We start from the raw sequence: 16,563 nt of genomic DNA, 5'->3' as shown, positions 1-16,563 counted from the left end.
GGAGCGAAACTCAGAAATAATTCAGGCCCAGCGCGGCCTTCACTTCATCGGCAGTCCTTGCCGCCACTTCGCGCGCGCGGGCGGTGCCTTCCTTCAGCATCTGCATGACCTGGCCCTTGTCCTTGGCGAATTCCTCGCGGCGGGCGCGGATCGGGCCCAGCAGCTCCTGCAGCACGGCTTCCAGGCGCTTCTTGACGATCGAATCGCCCAGGCCGCCGCGCACGTAGTGCGCCTTCATTTCCGCCAGCGCGGCCTTGTCCGGATCGAACGCATCCAGGTAGATGAAGGCCACGTTGCCTTCCAGGTGGCCGGGATCCTGCACGCGCAGGTGCAGCGGATCCGTATACACCTTCTTCACCGCGGCGGTGATCTCGTCGGCCGAGGCGCCCAGGTTGATCGTGTTGCCGAGCGATTTGCTCATCTTTGCCTTGCCGTCGATGCCCGGCAGGCGGCCGATTTCCGGCACCAGGGCCTTGCACTCGACGAGGATGTCGCGGTTCGCGATCCTGTTAAAACGGCGCACGATCTCGTTGGTCTGCTCGATCATCGGGATCTGGTCTTCACCCACCGGGACGATCGAGGCCTTGAACGCCGAGATGTCCGCCGCCTGCGAGGCGGGGTAGGTGAGGAAGCCGGCCGGGATGTCGCGCTCGAAGCCGCGCAGCACGATTTCCGCCTTCACGGTCGGATTGCGCTCCAGGCGCGCCACGGTGACCATGTTCAGGTAATAGAACGTCAGCTCGGCCAGTTCCGGGATCTGCGACTGGATCAGGATCGTCGACTTGGCCGGGTCGATGCCGACCGCCAGGTAATCCAGCGCCACTTCGACGACATTGCGGCGCACCTTGTCGATGTCGTCCATGTTGTCGGTCAGCGCCTGCGAGTCGGCCAGCATGATGAACTGTTCGTAGTCGTGCTGGTAGCCCACGCGGCTGCGCAGGCTGCCCACATAGTGGCCCAGGTGCAGCGGGCCGGTCGGGCGGTCGCCCGTCAGGATGACGGCCGGAGAGGTGGAAACTGAGGTGGATGCTGCGGTTGCGGCGGAATCTGCTGCGGAATTTTCAGGCTGGCTCATTGCATTCCTTCGGGGTTGGCCCCTGCCCGGATGCGCCATGAAAAACGCCACCTTGGCAGAGGCGGCGTCATATTGAAATCACATCACTTCAAACGGGGGCCGCACGGCATGGAGCGGCGCCACCAGGAGAAAGAAAGCGGATGGGATGGATGAAAAGTCATCCCGCTATGGTTGCAGGTTCATGCCGGGCTGTCAAGACTCGCGGAATCAACGACTTATGCAAGCTAACCTCTGCTGTAAGGGTGCTGTATAACAGACGAATTCATGGTGCAGGTAGTCCGGGCAATCAGGCATGTCAAGCCGATCAGGGAGCGAGCTGTTGTAACGGGGGCTCGTCTTGCATAAGCCCTACGCTGCCGTCATGCCGATGCAGCGCGTCCGGGGCACTTGCCGGTACCAGGACAGCGCGGCGTCCCGTGTCGCCCGGACAATGCGGATGGTCTTCGTCGCGCCGCACACGGCATTTTTATCCGGCGTTTTCTCAATAAGCAGCTGGCTTGGTGTGATCACCTCGTCGATGCACGCGGTTTCCAGCATCGGCATGAGCGGGTCGACCTTCTCGATCCGTTCCTGAAGCGGTCGGTCCATCATTGAGAAGACCTTCGCGCCAAAGGCGAGCGGATCGATCGCGCCAGTATCGCACCGGGGCGCCTGAACCCGGCGATCGCGCAGTGCCATGTCGCAGTGGATCTATGCATCCGGGCAGCTCAAAGCATTCCTGAACCTTTTTCGCCGGTTGGAGGAGTCCGACGCCAAGGCACAGCAACTCGTGAGCCACACGGGCGGCATGTCGTGCTGCAGGCAGTTCATGCTTCGGCGGCGCGATCGCTCCTTAACCGTACTGTAACCAACAACCGCAGGCTGCAACGCGCTACGGTATCAGAATAGCAACTCATCTTTAATGCCAAATAGACATGGCCGGGCGGTCGGCGCACACTGGCCGGACATTATTGTCTCCTTCAACTGACTAGAGGCACTACCATGACATCCGCCTTTGCCAATCTCGCAACACAATATGACAAGGGGCTGCTGGTCCCTTTCATCGGCGCTGGTATGAGCTTGCCGGCCTGCCTGAGCTGGACGGCCCTGATTGAGGCATTGGAAGTCGAAACAGGCATTAATGCTTCAGCCAGTGGGGATCTCGTCCGCCGTAGCCAGACTGCGTTGGATATTCTTCGTTCCCGCGGCGAGAATGTCGGCGCCATTATCGCAAGCATCATCTATGCTGACCAGGCGCCACAGATTCCCCGCAAGACCCAACTGCTGGCGTCGCTCTACTGGCCGCTGGTTTGCACGACGAACTATGATGATCTCTACCTGCGCGCGGTGTGGGGCGAGAATCGTTTCCTGCCACATGTGCTGGGCCGGTCCGAAGTGGACTGTCATCGCGTACTGCAACACCTGCAGCTGCCTACGCAGGAGGTCCTGTGGGCTCTGCAGGGATTTCTCGGATACCAGGAACATTCCGACGATGATGCGGAATTACGAAACCACCTTCCAACGGAATCTGATGTCGCATGGGGGCGCAGCCAGATCGTCGTAGGCCACGGCGAATACCGCAAGGCTGCGCACCGCAGCCCGCACTTTCGACGCTGCTTTGCCGAGATTTACCGTAACAGATCGCTTCTATTCCTGGGTTCCGGGCTGACCGAACCATACTTCCTTTCATTGTTCGACGAAATCATTGACCTGATGGGGCCACCCGTCCAACCCCACTTCGCCCTCATCAAAAAGGACAGCATCGACACGGAATACCTGCAACGCCATTACCACATCATCTGCCACACCTATGAAGTGCGTGAGAATCAGGGCCACGATCCACACGTGGAGGAATTTCTTACGCAACTGCGCACCTTCATCCAAGGCGAGCGGGCCCGCGCCTTCCGATGGGACTTCCAGCCGTGTTCCGCGCCGGACCGTATCCCCGACACCACCTTTACCGTGCTACGGCAACCCCTGCCCAGGAACGTCGCCGATGACGAAGCGATTGCAATCAGTTGTGGAAGAAAGGAAAGTGTTAAGGATCCGGATTTGCCGAAAGGCCTAGCGATGCCAAGCAATGTCGGCCGGGCAGCGGCTGGTGTCCATAAGCCTGATGCTTGGGACTGGCTAGAGAATTCAGACTGGATCATATCGTTCGATCAACACCCCAATGTGTACGGTATCGTCGCGCGCAAGCTGGTAGTGTCGGGCGAAAAATGCCGTAACAGAGATCGCCGTTCGGCACGCAGCATCGGGCTAGCGTTTTCCGCATTCCTTGACGAGATGGAAAAGCGGCAGGTACGTACCGCACACGTTCAAATGCTGTCGGGTGGCGATCTTAGACTTTTCGATACATGGATTTCACTGGCACAGATGGCGCGGACCTATGGAGAGCATTACAACGCTAGGAAACGCAACGACAACAACTTACCTGCCGGCTTCGTAACAGTCCGCGTATACGTGAATGAACCCGGCGCAGTCGCCATGTTACAAGGTTCCTACATTGATCTAAGTGAACATCTCCAGGCGGCAGAGATCCGCCTGGTGGTTGAACTAATTTTTGATGATACGGAGATAGCACGCCATCACCGCCTGGTCAACGGCGACGAAACGGTCGGCAGCTTGATTCCGGTGGCAATCGGAAAGCGAAAGCCTCGCATCTATACCTTGCCCCGTCTCACCGATGCGTTTGACCGAATTTCCGAGCTGGATCTTACCGTTCGCGACTTCGGTTTAGTATCGGGCTGCACGCTCGTGGTCGATTTCCGTTCCACGAAGCGGCAGTCACCGCCGATGCCAGCCTAGGTCAATGCTTGAGTTCACCATTCGGTCCCATTGTCTTGTTTAGCCGGTTGATGATGCCGTCAACCTGCGCCAGCTCCCTGTTGTCTGGCAGGCAGGCAGGGCGGCGGCCGGGCTCCAGCATCGCGCGCGGGTCGGAGCGAGGTCGTCGACCGATGCCTGCGGCAGCTGCCGCTTGTGTGGATGGCGCGCTACAACGCGGATCAGAGATGTCGCAGGAGTCACCGTTGAGCAAAGGAGCTTGGTACGCAGCCAAGTTGCGTGGTTCCGACATTAGCCGCCTGCAGATCAGCAGTTTGTAGACAGCAATCGCCAAACGACTATACCTTGGCTTTAGTGCATGTTTGGTCGTTAATGGTGGGTTTGGCAGTTCGAGAAATCACTCGGCGGACTTTCAGGGCGCACAACTGGACATATCAAAGGACGCGGCATGACTCGCAAGAACGTATCGATGTCAGTTGTGGTGTTTTGCCTGACAGTATCACAGGCTTGCTTCCTGACGTCGGTTTCCTCGCAAGAGAGATCTGGCGACTTGCGTACTCCGTTGACCAGCATCGGCGTCGTGGATGATTTCGACGTTCCGCGTGATCCAGACGACCCGCGCGGTGGTGGAGGTTATGACGCCGAAGGGTATTTCCAAAATGTTGTCGTCGATAAGGTCAGCATCTGTACCGACAAATTGCTTGCCGTGTTCATTGACTGGACTCAGGAGTATTCATTGACCATAACTAGTTCCAGCCGAACAGCCGCCTCTCTTTTAGCTTCGGCAAGCATGGGACCCGGGACGCCAGGTTTATTGCAGCTACATTATCGCTTTCGGGCTGACACGCGCAGGTCCCGGGCAACGCTCTTTTTCTATTCGCCGGACGGAAGCCGGCACGAACCTACCGCAATCCAAGCACTTCTGAACCGGTACAAGGTCGCAGCGCTGCAAGATAGCATGCGCGCTGCCATTGCGTGCGATTCAAACCCTACTTCAAAGCAGACACATCCATGACTAGAACTGCCTTGACATTCTTGGTCGAATGCGATGTCGATGACAACGATCCATCAACTTGGGCATCCGATGCGTTCAGGCTACCTGAGGTACGTCTCGTAACAGCACGCGCAGCCAATGGAACTCGACTGCGCGATGCCAAGCTAAATGACGGTGTTTTGTACACTGGCACAGGAAATCCGGCATCTGTGCAGGCTGTCGTTGAAGTCCCGGACAACCTTATTTCCCCCTCCCATCTCGAACAGCAAAAGCTGCTGCTCGAGCGTGAGCGCATGAGTCACGAGGAAGCGAATCGCCGCCGTACATATTTCTGGACAATCGGCGCCGCACTGCTTTCCGCGGCGGTGACGCTCGCTGTCGCCTTCATCAGTAAGGCCGACTTTGACAAGGGCGATGCGCGTGGACCGGAAAAGGCATCAGTGGATTCCATCCAAAGTTGTCACGGCAGCCTGAAACGGCTGCCAGACCTGGCTCGCCTTCAGGGCCAGACAGTGCAAAATCTGGCAGCTGCTATAGATCGTCATGTCGCGGAGTGTGACGATGTTCTGATTCGAACCTTGGCATCGAGATGATCATGCGTACCTCGATCGCCTGGCTTTGCATATCGATGGTTTCGCACTCCCCGACATTTGCCGCGCAACCCATGACGAATGTCGATTTCGGTATAGCGCTATGCGTTGACCGGTCCGAGCAGACGATTAGCGCTGCCATGAGCAAAGCTGTCAAACGCGCTATTGCTCCAGCAAGCGAAAACAAGCGCGTAGGGTTTCGAACCATTCCGTGTAAAGGAACAATCGATGACGCCACGTGTTACGCAAGTGAGCGCGTAATGATTTGCCGGGCAGCGGCCATCGAACGCATTTTGCGCGCCGCCGCATGGATGGCATACAAATACCGCGAAAGCGGATTCATTTCGTATGACGATTTTCGTCTCAAGTTCCACGAGTGGAACAAGACGGCGATCAGGTACGCTGATGGTGCGTTGCAAGACGAGAAGGTCAATCGCCTTTTGCCGGAACTGGAAAGCGGTTACGTCCGTTACCATTCGGTCGGCCGATATACGAGCGGTACGCGTATTCCTGCCGAAGTGCAAGCGTTTATCGCCGCCACGGATTATGTCATGGCCGCCTTGATCGGCCATGAAATCGCCCATGTGAATGGTGAAAGCTGCCCAGTAAAAAACCGCTCGGCCGCCGAGCAGCGTGGCCTGATCTCGCAGTTCCGATCGCTGCACAGGTCAGGTAGTCTGTTCTGCGCAAGGCCCGTGATGTTGGAAGAAGGGAATGCAGACGTGTGCGCGTTACGCCATATCAGCCTGGTGACGCAATCGCTTCAAGGACATGAATTCGCGGAAGGCCCGGTTCTGCTAGCGCGTCGCGCAGCCGCCGATCTGATCGGTTTTGCTGTCACATTCGGGTGGCGTCCGCGCACTGACATACCAGCAGGCAAATATCCATTCATGGAGTTGAACGAATACTTCTATGCCCCGTTGCGCCTTTTGGCATATGCCGCCGAACTGCATCCTCCCGGTAACTCCGCACCTGCCGTGTGCGGTGAATCGGCCTCGCTGTTCGTATTTGGAACGCAGCAATTGTTCAAGCAGTGCGACAAGGCTGGCGGTATCGTCGACGATAATCTGCTGGCCCTGATACCGCCGGCGGTCGAAACCGCATGGAACGGCGGCTCATGGAGCCCAGGAACTTTTCGCTGCCTTGGGCGCTGACAGCTATGCGACCGCCACTTCGGGTTCGCGTGGCTGCTGCGCCAGCTTCCGCTTGAACGCCAGAGGCTAGTTCGAACTGCGTCGGCGCCTGCGGTTCGGGCTTCCCACGATTGGACGGACACTTCCTGCCAAGCGTTATGGCGTTTCTTGAGGTATTTCGCCGACGAAGCCTGGCGTTGAATGCCAACGTCCTGGATTGTTAATTCGGCAAGACGCAATCGTCCGTCCTGGTTCAGCCTCTGCTCGGACCCCTATGAGCATATTTCGACCTGCGCAGCAAGACGAACCACTGTCAACTATCAGCGTGGAAACGACCCGGATTGGCCATCGTTACGCGACAAAAGAACACTGTATATCTGGCGCCAAAACGAAGAAAACCATACGGCTGCAGGTCTACTTCGATTCTGGTACCGGCGATGCTTGCAAGTTCATGCTGGCCCGTCAAGGCAGGCCATGCACGGGCCATCAATGGCGGCGCGGGTTGTCCGGCCGGTCGTCATGGCGGTTCGGCACGCCATCGTTATCGCGGTCGCGGTCATGGCGGTTGCGCACACCGTCATTGTCGCGATCGCGGTCATAGCGGTTCGGCACCCCGTCACGATCGCGATCCACCCCGCGGTCGCCGCGCTGCCACGAGCCACGCGCGAACTGCCAGCGGCCGTCGCGTTCCTGCCAGCTCGGGGCGGCCCAATGGTAGCCGGCGCGCGCCTTCACGTACTTGCCCTTCACCCATGCATGGCGGTGGCCGGTCCACTTCCAGTAGCCGGGCGTCCACACATAGCCGTGGCGGACCGCGGGCGCCGCTTCATGGCGCGGTGGCGGCGGCGCCTTGCGCACGACGATGATGTCCGTGGCGGCCATGGCCGGTGCGGCGATGGAACCCAGTGAAGCGGCAAACATCGCGGCGATCAGCAGTTTCTTCATGATGTACTCCTTGTGGTGAACGGTATGGCTTCATTATTGGCTTGCAGTTGTTACGGCAGTGTGCCGGCACCCAACTTCTCTGTAAGCAATTGTTTCGTTGCCATTAAGGAAACCACGCGGTACCATCGGCGATTACCCAGCCCTGGAGGAACCGATGTCGCTGCGCCTTGCCACCGCCTTGTCCCTGATGATGTCCGGCCCCGTTGCCGGCGCGATGGCGCAGACGCCGCCGATGGCGCCCGATATCGGCGGCAGGTTCGAGCCGCCCGCGGCGTCGGCGGACTACGTGAAGCGCGCGGTGATGATTCCCATGCGCGATGGCGTCAAGCTGTACACGGTGATCGTTGTGCCGAAGGGGGCAGGGGGCGCGAAGCGGGCGCCGATGCTGTTGACGCGTACGCCCTACAACGCGGCCGGCCGGGCCCAGCGCAACAGGAGCCCGAACATGCTGGCCACGCTGCCGCAGGGCGACGAGACGTTCGTCCAGGCCGGCTATATCCGGGTGTTCCAGGACGTGCGCGGCAAATATGCTTCCGAAGGGGAGTATGTGATGACGCGCCCGCTGCGCGGCCCGCTGAACGCCACGAAAACGGACCACGCCACCGATGCGTGGGACACCATCGACTGGCTCGTGAAGAACGTGCCGGAATCGAACGGCAAGGTCGGCATGCTCGGTTCGTCGTACGAAGGATTCACCGTGCTGATGGCGCTGGCCGACCCGCACCCCGCGCTGAAGGCAGCGGTGCCGATGAGCCCCATGGTCGACGGCTGGCGCGGCGACGACTGGTTCCACAACGGCGCGTTCCGCATGCCGTCGCTGGCCTTCGTGAATGCCCAGACCACGGTGCGCGGCCGCGGCGAACCGCTGGCCACCGGCGTCTACGACGATTACGACGGCATGCTGCGCGCCGGCTCCGCTGCCGGCTATGCGCGCGAGTTCGGCCTCGACAAGCTCACGTACACGAAAAAACTGTTCGAGCATCCGGCCTATGACAGCTACTGGCAGCACCAGGCGCTGGACCGCCTGCTCGGCGCGCGCAAGCTGAAGGTGCCGACCATGACGGTGACGGGGCAGTGGGACCAGGAAGACATCTACGGCGCCTTTGCCGTGTACGAAGCGCTCGAGCCGCAGGACAAGGGTAACGACCTGAATTACCTGGTCGTCGGGCCGTGGCGGCACAGCGGCGTCAACTACGAGGGCTCGTCGCTGGGCGTGCTGAAATTCACCGGCGATACGGCGCTCGAATTCCGGCGCGACGTGATGCAGCCCTTCCTTGACGAGCATTTGAAAGACGGCGCGCCCAAGGCGGATACGCCGCCCGTGCTGTCGTACCAGACAGGCACGAATCGCTGGCAGCGGCTGCAGCGCTGGCCCCTCGCATGCGCCACCGGTTGCTTGGCGCCCGCGCAACCCGTCTACCTGGACGACGGCTTCAAGCTGTCGTTCAAGGCGCCGGCCGGTGGCGGCGAGTACGACGAATACGTCTCCGATCCCGCCAAGCCCGTGCCGTTCGTGCCGCGGCCGGTGCGCATGGGCGATCCGGACGTGTGGCGCCCCTGGCTCGTCAGCGACCAGCGCTTCGTGGCCGACCGGCCCGACGTGCTGACCTACGTCTCCGAGCCGTTGCGCGAGCCGCTGCACCTGGCCGGCGCGCCGATGGTGAACCTGTTCGCGTCCACCTCCGGCACGGATGCCGACTGGGTCGTGAAAGTGATCGACGTCTATCCCGACGAGGTGCCGTCGCAGCCGGAACTGGGCGGCTACCAGCTGCCGCTGTCGATGGACATTTTCCGGGGCCGCTACCGCGACAGCCTGCAGACGCCGGCGGCCATCGCGGCCGGCAAGCCGGAACGCTACCGCTTCGCGCTGCCGAACGTGAACCACGTGATCCTGCCCGGCCACCGGCTGATGGTGCAGATCCAGTCCAGCTGGTTCCCGCTGTACGACCGCAACCCGCAGCGCTACGTGCCCAATATCTTCCATGCGCAGCCGGCCGACTACGTGAAGGCCACCCAGCGCGTGTACCACACCCCGGCGCTGCAAAGCGCAATCGAGCTGCCGGTGGTGCCGACTCCACCCTGACCCATCGCCACTGCCCAGCCTGTGTCCACCATGGGGTCAACCCCGAAAGCGGACACGAGCTCGGCTTTTGTATTGTTGAGCTCGTGTCCGAAAATGGGGTTGCCCCCAAGGTGGACACGAGCTCTACCGTGAAGGCTCGGCATTACGGCGCGCTGACGTAAGGCGTCGGGCGCGCCCCGGGCGCCTGCGCCAGCAGGCTGCGCATCTCCCGCGCTTCCTCGACGGGCGTGCGCCCGAAGAAGCGCTTGAATTCGCGCGAGAACTGCGAGCTGCTCTCGTAGCCGACGCGCCCGCATGCGGTGGCGGCGGTCAAGCCATCCTGCACCATCAGCAGCCGGGCCTTGTGCAGCCGCGTCGTCTTCAGGTACTGCATGGGCGACGTCTGCGTGACCGCCTTGAAACTGGCGTGGAACGCGGCCTGGCTCATCCCCGCCTCGCTGGCCAGCGTGGCCACGTCGATCGGCCGGTGGTAATCGGCGTGGATGCGCCGCAGCGCCTTGCCCACCTTGGCGAATTGCGTCTGGTGGGCCAGGCCGGCGCGCAACGCGCCGCCCTGTTCGCCGGTCAGCACGCGGAACAGGATTTCGCGCAGGATGCCGGGCCCCAGCAGCCGCGTTTCGACGGGGCTGGTAAGCGCACCGAGCAGGCGCAGCACGGCGTCGCCGAGGGCATCGTCCAGCTTCGAGGCCATCATGCTGCGCGGCGCGGCGTGCGCGGCGATGCCCGACTGTGCATCGTCGACGGCGAGGGCCAGTTCGGCCGCCAGTTGCAGGTCGATCGGGATCGAGATCGCCAGCATCGGCTCGGCCTCCGAAGCGCGCACGGTCTCGCCCTCGAACGGCAGCGGCACCGACAGCACCAGGAATTGCTGCGCGTGGTAATCGAATACTTCGCCGCCCAGGTAGCCCCGCTTGTGCCCCTGGCAGACGATGACGATGCACGGCTCGTACAACGCCTTGCCGCGCGGGCGCACGGCGTGGGCGCGCATGAATTTCACGCCGGGCAGGCCGCACAGCGTGTACCCTTCGTCCGGCGCCAGCACGCCCATCAGTTCCACCATCCGCGCCTGCCGTCCGGTAGCCGTCATGATCCTCTCCTGTTGTTTCAGGCAGTAATTATGCCCTTGGCGCATCGCGCTGTGGCCGTGCGTGGAGGATCAGGCAATGATTCGAAACCTTCGCGCAACCTCTTGCCGGCTTCCCGGCCTACACTGGCAACATCGCTGGACATCGCACCACATCATGCTGGAGGGCACACATGGCTGAACAAAAAATCGTACTGATCACGGGCGCCACCGGCCGCATCGGCGCCGCCACCGCGCGCGAGCTCGCGGCGCGGGGCCATCACGTGGTGCTGGGCGCGCGGCGCATCGACCGGCTGGTGCTGCTGGCCGCCGAGATCCGCGCCGCCGGCGGGAGTGCCGAATGCCACATCGTCGACGTGACCGATGCCGACGATGTGCAGACTTTCGTGCTGGCCGCGTTTCACCGGCATGGCGGCATCGACGTGCTGGTGAACGCCGCCGGCGTCCACGCGCCTTCGCGGCTCGATGCGCTGAAACTGCTGGAATGGGACCGCATGCTCGACGTAAACGTGCGCGGCGCGCTGTATGCGATTGCCGCCGTGCTGCCGCTGATGCAGCGCGCCGGCCATGGCCACGTCGTCAGCCTGGCATCGAGCGCGGAACCCGGCCCGGCGCAAGCGCTGCAGGGCGCAACGGCCGGCGCCTTGCTGGCGATTTCCGCAGCGTTGCGGCAGGAAGAGCGGGATATCCACGTGTCCGTCATTGCGCCCGACCTGGCCGGCGGCGCGGGTGCCGTGGCCGATGCGATCGGTGTAGCGGTGGAGGAGGCGGACGAGCTGGTTGCCTGTCCTGCATGATGGGTTGGCCACCTGCCCGCCGGTTCCCGCCTGCGTTGCTGCGCGCAGGAATCGGCCGGCTTTCGCTCCGAGAAGCCTGATCAGCTCCGGCTGCTGGATTGTGTCGGTTCGCATTCTGGCGACGCTGGCCTGCAGTTCTCGTTGTGCACACAGAACCGCATTTCCGCAGATTTTTCCCGATGGCCCACGTTCGCCAACGGTCAAAGGACTATACTGGGATCGCAAACTTCCAGGAGGTGGCCCATGCAAGTCGTGATGTATTCTCCTTGGCCGAACCGATCATTCATGCCGCAGCTCACGCAATACGCCACGGATGCCCAGGCACGCAACCACAAACGGCAAAAGAGCTACACGGCGCGCGCCCGCGACGACTCGTTGAGCGATCTCGATGGCGGCGATCGCCTGTACATCGTGGGCCATGGCATGCGGGGAGTCGAGCGCATCAAGGCCGACGGCGATACGCCATGGCAGCAATCCTACGCGGCGGAAGGCTATGCAGCTTCCAATGGCGATGTCAACGGAACCACCCTCGATGTGCCGGGTCTCATCCGGCGGCTGGTCAATGCGGGCTTGCCGACAACGGTATCGGACATCCGGCTCTGGGTCTGCAAGGGTGGCGATATGGACTTCACGCGGTTCGCGCTCGATTTCACCGGCCGCATCAAAAAACGGAACAAGACCGCTCAAGTCACAGCATACAAGGGCTATATGCTGCTGACCAATGGAACAGGTCGAAAGCGCGGACAGGATACCCAGGAAGCGCGCGCTTCGCAGCCTGCAAGCAAGCACAGGGTTCTGGTCAATACGCACCCGACCTTCGTCAAGCTCGAGGAACTTGGGGTTTACGACGACCTTTGAGCCGCGCGTCACGCGCCCGCCCTGTCCATCGGTAACGATGACAGACCAGCGCCTGCCGCTTCGATGCCCGCATTCGCCATCATGGTGGCGAGCCGCCTGGACTCCCTGCTTCCTCGTCACGCCGCGTAAGTTGCAAGAAGGCCAGGCCCGTCGCCACGAATTAACGCTTCGTCAACGCATCCTCGGCCGCCGCCGCCGCGGATGTGCCATGCTCCGGCGCCAGGAACCGCGTCGACGGCCGGCCATCGGCGTTGTGCTGCACGATGCGCGCCGGCCGCCCTTGCGCGTCGAGCCACACCTGGCCGACGCCGGCGCCGTTCCAGACGCGTTCGCCCTGCTTGCGCTGGTCGGGCAGGCGCGGCGTGATGGCGAGATCGCGGCGCTGGGTAAACCAGTTCAGCGGCGAACGCGGCGAATACAGCCAGCGATTGAGGCGATCGAGCCAGTCGAGCAGGCGGCGCGGGAATTCGTTCTTGATGCCGCTGCTGGTGATCTGCCAGATATGCGGCGTGCGGTCCGACTCGCGCACTTCGACATCGTAGGCGAAGGAATAGTGCACATCGCCCGACAGGATCACGTAGTTGGCCGGGGTGCGCGAATGGCGGAAGATATTGATCATGCTGCTGCCCGCGCCGCGATGCGCCATCCAGTTCTCGGCGTCGACGATCAGGGCCTGGCCGGCAAAGGCGGCGACCCTTTGTACCACCTCGATCAGCTTGACGCCGAACATGGGCGCGGCCGAGACGATGACGGCGGCCGTTTCGTCCAGCAACTCGTGCTGCAGCTCGGTCAGCGCTTCCCAGTCCATCAGCCCAGACGGATGGCCGGGGTGGCGCCGATTGCGCCAGCGCCGGGTGCGGGTATCGAGCACGATGACCGTGGGCTTGGTCCGCAGGACGAAATCCCACTGGCGGAACGACAGCAGGTGGTCGACCAGCGCGTCCTGGACCGGCGCATCCAGCCGGTCATCGGCAGCCGCCGTGGCGGTCAACGCGTCCAGTTCGTCCAGTGCCTTCGTGAACACATCGGGGCGATTGCCCCAGCCCTGGCACAGCATGTAGGCGGTCAGCGCATTGCCCACGATGCGGCGCGAGAACGGGTGGCCGTAGGCGGCGGCTTCCCACTTGGCCGACAGGTTCCAGTCGTCGGTGACGTCATGGTCGTCGAAGATCATCAGGGTCTGCACGTGCGCCAGCAGCCGTGCGGCCTGCGGCAGGGCGCCGCAGAATCCTTCCATGACCTGCAACTCGCGCCGCCAGCGCTCCGCATATTTGGGATCCAGCGCAGGCGGCGGCGCATCCGCCACCAGCCGCCATGGCACGGGCGACCAGACCAGCAGGTACATGGCCATCATCTCGGCCAGGGTCATCAGGTGATTCTGCGCATTCGCCGTGGTGAAGATCGGCTTTTCCTTGCCGCCGAAGAAGCGTTCGCGCAGCGCTTCGTTGGCGTTGAACGCCGGAAGCAGCTCTTCGCGCCGGTAATAGCTGGCCTCATGGCGATACAACGCTTCGCTGTCGGCGACCGCCGCGCCTTCCAGGCATTCGGCATACAGGCCCAGGCGCCGGATCAGCGCGTGGATCGCCGCCAGCGTCGGACCTGCCACGTCGTCCGCATACACCTGGTCGCCACACATGATGAGCATGGCCGGCCGCTCGTCTGGCCGTTCCACGGTATCGGCCAGCAAGGCGTCGGCGCGCGCCAGGCCGTCAGGCGCCGGAAAATGCGGCTTGCGGCATGAGCCGAACAGGATATTGTCGCTGCGGCTGCGCAGCACCATGTCCGGTCGCGTCGCGCCGGCATGCAGCAGGTGCGGGGCCCAGTGCGCGATGCCTGCCTCGCTGCCATCGGCGAGCGTGACGAGCAGGTCGTACTCGATGATCGTGTCTTGCGGCAGTGGCTCGGGCAGCCCGACATCGATCAGGTGCACGCAGGCGTGGCGACCGACGCGCACCACGCGACAGCTGCGCGCGTCCAGCCGCAGGCGCCGCGGCACGCTTTCCTTGGGCGCCAGCACCAGCGTCAGGTCGAGCGGTGCACTGCCGACCAGCCATAGCACCAGCCGACCCGGCTCGAGGCGGCGCAGGATGGGACCAACAAGCACGGGAGGCAGGCCATCGGGGGAGGGAGTCTGGATCAATCTGGTGCACTATCCGGTAAATAACAGCTGAGTGTAGCAGACGCGCCGGATGGCTTGGGCATGCAGACGGCATAGCCGCACCTGACGACCAGTGGCCCACGCCGATGAATTGCTGCCGCTCGCAGGACACCTGTCATTCGGAAGCGGACCGGGGAAGCGCCGATTCAACGTTAATCCCATCCACCAGCGATCGATCGACGCTTTCCTGGCATGACCCGGAAGCGCGCAACGATCATGATCCGGCAGGAGGATCTTCCGCAAACTGCAGCTCGATCACGCTATCGTTACGCCAGCGCTCTTCCCGCAAAGGCGGTGTAAACGAGTAGCCGTTCACCGGTACGGACTCGGTCTTTCCGTCGAGGCTGATCGTCGCGCGGACGATGCGCCTGGGCTCGGAGAAACTGTAGGTGCCCTTTTGCGAAACGAAATTACATGGACCACCCAGGGCACTGATCGAGGTTCGCGCCGCAAAAGGTAATGTTTCCCTGTCAATTGCCCAATGAACTTCGCACGCGAGTCTCAGGTCGCCCATGCGGCGGACGGTATCGCTTGTCGTGGGGCTTCTGACATAGGGAAGCCATGTCACCGATCCGGCCTTTCGGTTGAGCATCAGCTCGGCCTTGTCCCGCGCCAGACCAGGTTCGACGGGCAGAATAAAGATATTCTTTGGTTCCAGTGCGATGTCCAGGCTGGCTTCGTCGCTTTGCAGCTTGAGCTGAAGCGCGTTCATATCGACGCCTGGCCGGCGGGGCACCAGGATGAATCGCAGTTCGGCATCAGGGGCGAGGTCATGCTTTTCCTCGAAACGGCGTACGCCCTTGAGCATCGAACTATAGGGCTTCCAATCCGGATCCCTGATTCCCGTCACATTGACGACCGAATCCGCGACTGGATCAGGTTGTATTTCGTGTTCACGGGTGTTCGCAGGGGCCTCCCCTGGAATATGGAGCAGGGAGACGAACAAGAGGCCGAGGAATCTGGATGCGTGCATGGCGATATGAAAATTCGTGAAGGTGAAGTTCGATCACAATATTTCGGGCCGGCCCGAGTGGCAGCACCGTCTCATTGCGGACGATAAAATGGCGTCAAGGCCCCGACATCCGACGCTAGATCATGGCACCTCTTTCGGGCATTGAACTTCGGTGGAGCGTCCGCTTCCCCTGTTATCGAATACAGCGGATGGCGCCACACTGGTGGAAACTTTAACGTAGCAACGCCTCTTGCCATTGCGCGTGAGGATGGTTATCGGTTCACCTGATGAGGAAATTGCCGTCGTGGTGCTGTTTCCGCCAACCCTGGCGGCCTGCGCCATCCTGCTTTGCATCCGCTTGAATGGAGTATCGACAGGGGCCAAGGCAGCCAGCTTTCCTTGTCGGGATGCCGCATCGGCCTTTCCTGCCAGCGACAGGGAATAAGCCTTGATATCGGTAATGGGTGGCGATTTCACGGATTGGCCTGTAGTCCAGTTCGGGTCGACATCGGCCGTGTGTTCAATCGCCAGAACATTGGCCTTGGCGGCAACGTCGTCGGGAGCGGTATTCTCGTCGGAATCGCCAGCCTCGTCGGCAGCGACATGCTGGCCGGGCAGATCCGTCGCCTGCAACGTTTTTTTCGGCAAGCTCTGCGACGGCTTGCGGGGGCCTGCACGTTCGATGACAAGCGGGGCGGGCCTCGGCGCAGCCAGGAAGATCGTACGGTTCCGTTCGGGTGAAGTGGCAAGGACAGCCGGTTTTCGTGGGGTATATGAGACCAGAAGGATGGCGTGAACGGCAGCGATCGCACCGCAGGTGACCAACCTTCTTGCGCATGCCGGCTTTGCCCAGGTACCTGCATTCATCCACTGTTCGTAGAATCTATCGAATGAAGATGATATATCGTGGCCGGGCGCCACGGTAATCATGGGATTGAACAGTTAGGGTGCCAATCCGCACCCGTTGCCGCCGGACGGCCTGTAGTGGGCCCGGAGTCCGCTTCGTGGATGCTGGCGTTCGAGTTCCGGGACTGGTGTTCCGACGAATTCAAGAGCGAAGCCAGGCGGCGGCTCGGGCACCGGGCGACTTTCCTGTACGGTAAATGCCAGCGCCGGCGCCGATCATCG

14 protein-coding genes are annotated in these 16,563 nt (G+C 61.9%); 7 read left to right on the top strand and 7 right to left on the bottom strand.

The window, feature by feature from the left end; genetic code table 11:
• Nucleotides 1-10: 10 nt before the first annotated feature.
• Together trpS and ACY65G_RS11235 are read right to left on the bottom strand one after the other, a co-directional pair.
• Nucleotides 11-1,075 carry a tryptophan--tRNA ligase gene (trpS, locus tag ACY65G_RS11240; protein WP_464997436.1) on the bottom strand — a complete coding sequence of 355 codons (1,065 nt, stop codon included), beginning with the start codon at nucleotides 1,073-1,075 and terminating at the stop codon, nucleotides 11-13.
• 348 nt (nucleotides 1,076-1,423) lie between these two features.
• Nucleotides 1,424-1,753, bottom strand: a complete 330-nt coding sequence (locus tag ACY65G_RS11235; RefSeq protein WP_464997435.1) for a hypothetical protein — start codon at nucleotides 1,751-1,753, stop codon at nucleotides 1,424-1,426.
• Nucleotides 1,754-2,056: 303 nt separating this feature from the next.
• Between ACY65G_RS11235 and ACY65G_RS11230 the strand changes: the two genes are divergently transcribed.
• From ACY65G_RS11230 to ACY65G_RS11215, 4 genes are all read left to right on the top strand, one after another.
• The gene (locus tag ACY65G_RS11230) at nucleotides 2,057-3,862 is read left to right on the top strand and encodes an SIR2 family NAD-dependent protein deacylase (RefSeq protein WP_464997434.1); all 1,806 of its coding nucleotides are present in this window, start codon (nucleotides 2,057-2,059) and stop codon (nucleotides 3,860-3,862) included.
• 427 nt (nucleotides 3,863-4,289) lie between these two features.
• Nucleotides 4,290-4,856 (top strand): hypothetical protein, encoded by a 567-nt coding sequence (locus ACY65G_RS11225; RefSeq protein WP_464997433.1) that lies wholly within the window; start codon nucleotides 4,290-4,292, stop codon nucleotides 4,854-4,856.
• The gene (locus tag ACY65G_RS11220; protein ID WP_464997432.1) at nucleotides 4,853-5,428 is read left to right on the top strand and encodes a hypothetical protein; all 576 of its coding nucleotides are present in this window, start codon (nucleotides 4,853-4,855) and stop codon (nucleotides 5,426-5,428) included. Before ACY65G_RS11225 ends, ACY65G_RS11220 begins: the two co-directional genes overlap by 4 nt.
• A 2-nt stretch (nucleotides 5,429-5,430) precedes the next feature.
• Entirely contained in the window at nucleotides 5,431-6,579 is a 1,149-nt protein-coding gene (locus ACY65G_RS11215; RefSeq protein ID WP_464997431.1) for a hypothetical protein, read from the top strand.
• A gap of 465 nt (nucleotides 6,580-7,044) precedes the next feature.
• On the opposite strand, the gene ACY65G_RS11210 is transcribed toward ACY65G_RS11215, so the two are convergent.
• Complete coding sequence (locus ACY65G_RS11210; protein WP_464997430.1) at nucleotides 7,045-7,503, bottom strand: YXWGXW repeat-containing protein; 459 nt, start codon at nucleotides 7,501-7,503, stop codon at nucleotides 7,045-7,047.
• A gap of 154 nt (nucleotides 7,504-7,657) precedes the next feature.
• Here ACY65G_RS11210 and ACY65G_RS11205 point away from each other — a divergent pair, with 154 nt between their 5' ends.
• The gene (locus ACY65G_RS11205) at nucleotides 7,658-9,586 is read left to right on the top strand and encodes a CocE/NonD family hydrolase (protein ID WP_464997429.1); all 1,929 of its coding nucleotides are present in this window, start codon (nucleotides 7,658-7,660) and stop codon (nucleotides 9,584-9,586) included.
• Nucleotides 9,587-9,728: 142 nt separating this feature from the next.
• Here the strand turns inward: ACY65G_RS11205 and ACY65G_RS11200 are convergent, their stop codons facing one another.
• Complete coding sequence (locus ACY65G_RS11200; RefSeq protein ID WP_464997428.1) at nucleotides 9,729-10,673, bottom strand: AraC family transcriptional regulator; 945 nt, start codon at nucleotides 10,671-10,673, stop codon at nucleotides 9,729-9,731.
• A gap of 170 nt (nucleotides 10,674-10,843) precedes the next feature.
• On the opposite strand from ACY65G_RS11200, the gene ACY65G_RS11195 reads away from it, so the two are divergent.
• Complete coding sequence (locus ACY65G_RS11195; RefSeq protein ID WP_464997427.1) at nucleotides 10,844-11,467, top strand: SDR family oxidoreductase; 624 nt, start codon at nucleotides 10,844-10,846, stop codon at nucleotides 11,465-11,467.
• A 243-nt stretch (nucleotides 11,468-11,710) separates the two neighbouring features.
• The gene (locus ACY65G_RS11190) at nucleotides 11,711-12,325 is read left to right on the top strand and encodes a hypothetical protein (RefSeq protein WP_464997426.1); all 615 of its coding nucleotides are present in this window, start codon (nucleotides 11,711-11,713) and stop codon (nucleotides 12,323-12,325) included.
• Between the two features lie 160 nt (nucleotides 12,326-12,485).
• Here ACY65G_RS11190 and ACY65G_RS11185 read toward each other — a convergent pair whose 3' ends face one another.
• The 3 genes from ACY65G_RS11185 to ACY65G_RS11175 all read right to left on the bottom strand — a co-directional run bounded on the left by ACY65G_RS11185 (nucleotide 12,486) and on the right by ACY65G_RS11175 (nucleotide 16,302).
• Entirely contained in the window at nucleotides 12,486-14,429 is a 1,944-nt protein-coding gene (locus tag ACY65G_RS11185) for a metallophosphoesterase family protein (RefSeq protein WP_464997604.1), read from the bottom strand.
• A gap of 268 nt (nucleotides 14,430-14,697) precedes the next feature.
• Nucleotides 14,698-15,456, bottom strand: coding sequence for a hypothetical protein (locus ACY65G_RS11180; protein ID WP_464997425.1), 759 nt, complete (start codon nucleotides 15,454-15,456; stop codon nucleotides 14,698-14,700).
• Between the two features lie 120 nt (nucleotides 15,457-15,576).
• Nucleotides 15,577-16,302 carry a hypothetical protein gene (locus ACY65G_RS11175; RefSeq protein ID WP_464997424.1) on the bottom strand — a complete coding sequence of 242 codons (726 nt, stop codon included), beginning with the start codon at nucleotides 16,300-16,302 and terminating at the stop codon, nucleotides 15,577-15,579.
• Nucleotides 16,303-16,563: the final 261 nt, after the last annotated feature.

The organism is Pseudoduganella sp. jia 12 (assembly GCF_055502675.1).
Note: the sequence above shows the minus strand (reverse complement) of the source record. Positions and strands in the feature narration are given on the sequence as shown.

Coding starts and splice junctions, on each gene's coding strand:
- ACY65G_RS11210 (WP_464997430.1), bottom strand. CDS start 7,503: ATGAAGAAACTGCTGATCGCCGCGATGTTTGCCGCTTCACTGGGTTCC.
- ACY65G_RS11230 (WP_464997434.1), top strand. CDS start 2,057: ATGACATCCGCCTTTGCCAATCTCGCAACACAATATGACAAGGGGCTG.
- ACY65G_RS11215 (WP_464997431.1), top strand. CDS start 5,431: ATGCGTACCTCGATCGCCTGGCTTTGCATATCGATGGTTTCGCACTCC.
- ACY65G_RS11235 (WP_464997435.1), bottom strand. CDS start 1,753: ATGGCACTGCGCGATCGCCGGGTTCAGGCGCCCCGGTGCGATACTGGC.
- ACY65G_RS11205 (WP_464997429.1), top strand. CDS start 7,658: ATGTCGCTGCGCCTTGCCACCGCCTTGTCCCTGATGATGTCCGGCCCC.
- trpS (WP_464997436.1), bottom strand. CDS start 1,075: ATGAGCCAGCCTGAAAATTCCGCAGCAGATTCCGCCGCAACCGCAGCA.
- ACY65G_RS11200 (WP_464997428.1), bottom strand. CDS start 10,673: ATGACGGCTACCGGACGGCAGGCGCGGATGGTGGAACTGATGGGCGTG.
- ACY65G_RS11220 (WP_464997432.1), top strand. CDS start 4,853: ATGACTAGAACTGCCTTGACATTCTTGGTCGAATGCGATGTCGATGAC.
- ACY65G_RS11180 (WP_464997425.1), bottom strand. CDS start 15,456: ATGCACGCATCCAGATTCCTCGGCCTCTTGTTCGTCTCCCTGCTCCAT.
- ACY65G_RS11175 (WP_464997424.1), bottom strand. CDS start 16,302: ATGAATGCAGGTACCTGGGCAAAGCCGGCATGCGCAAGAAGGTTGGTC.
- ACY65G_RS11195 (WP_464997427.1), top strand. CDS start 10,844: ATGGCTGAACAAAAAATCGTACTGATCACGGGCGCCACCGGCCGCATC.
- ACY65G_RS11225 (WP_464997433.1), top strand. CDS start 4,290: ATGACTCGCAAGAACGTATCGATGTCAGTTGTGGTGTTTTGCCTGACA.
- ACY65G_RS11190 (WP_464997426.1), top strand. CDS start 11,711: ATGCAAGTCGTGATGTATTCTCCTTGGCCGAACCGATCATTCATGCCG.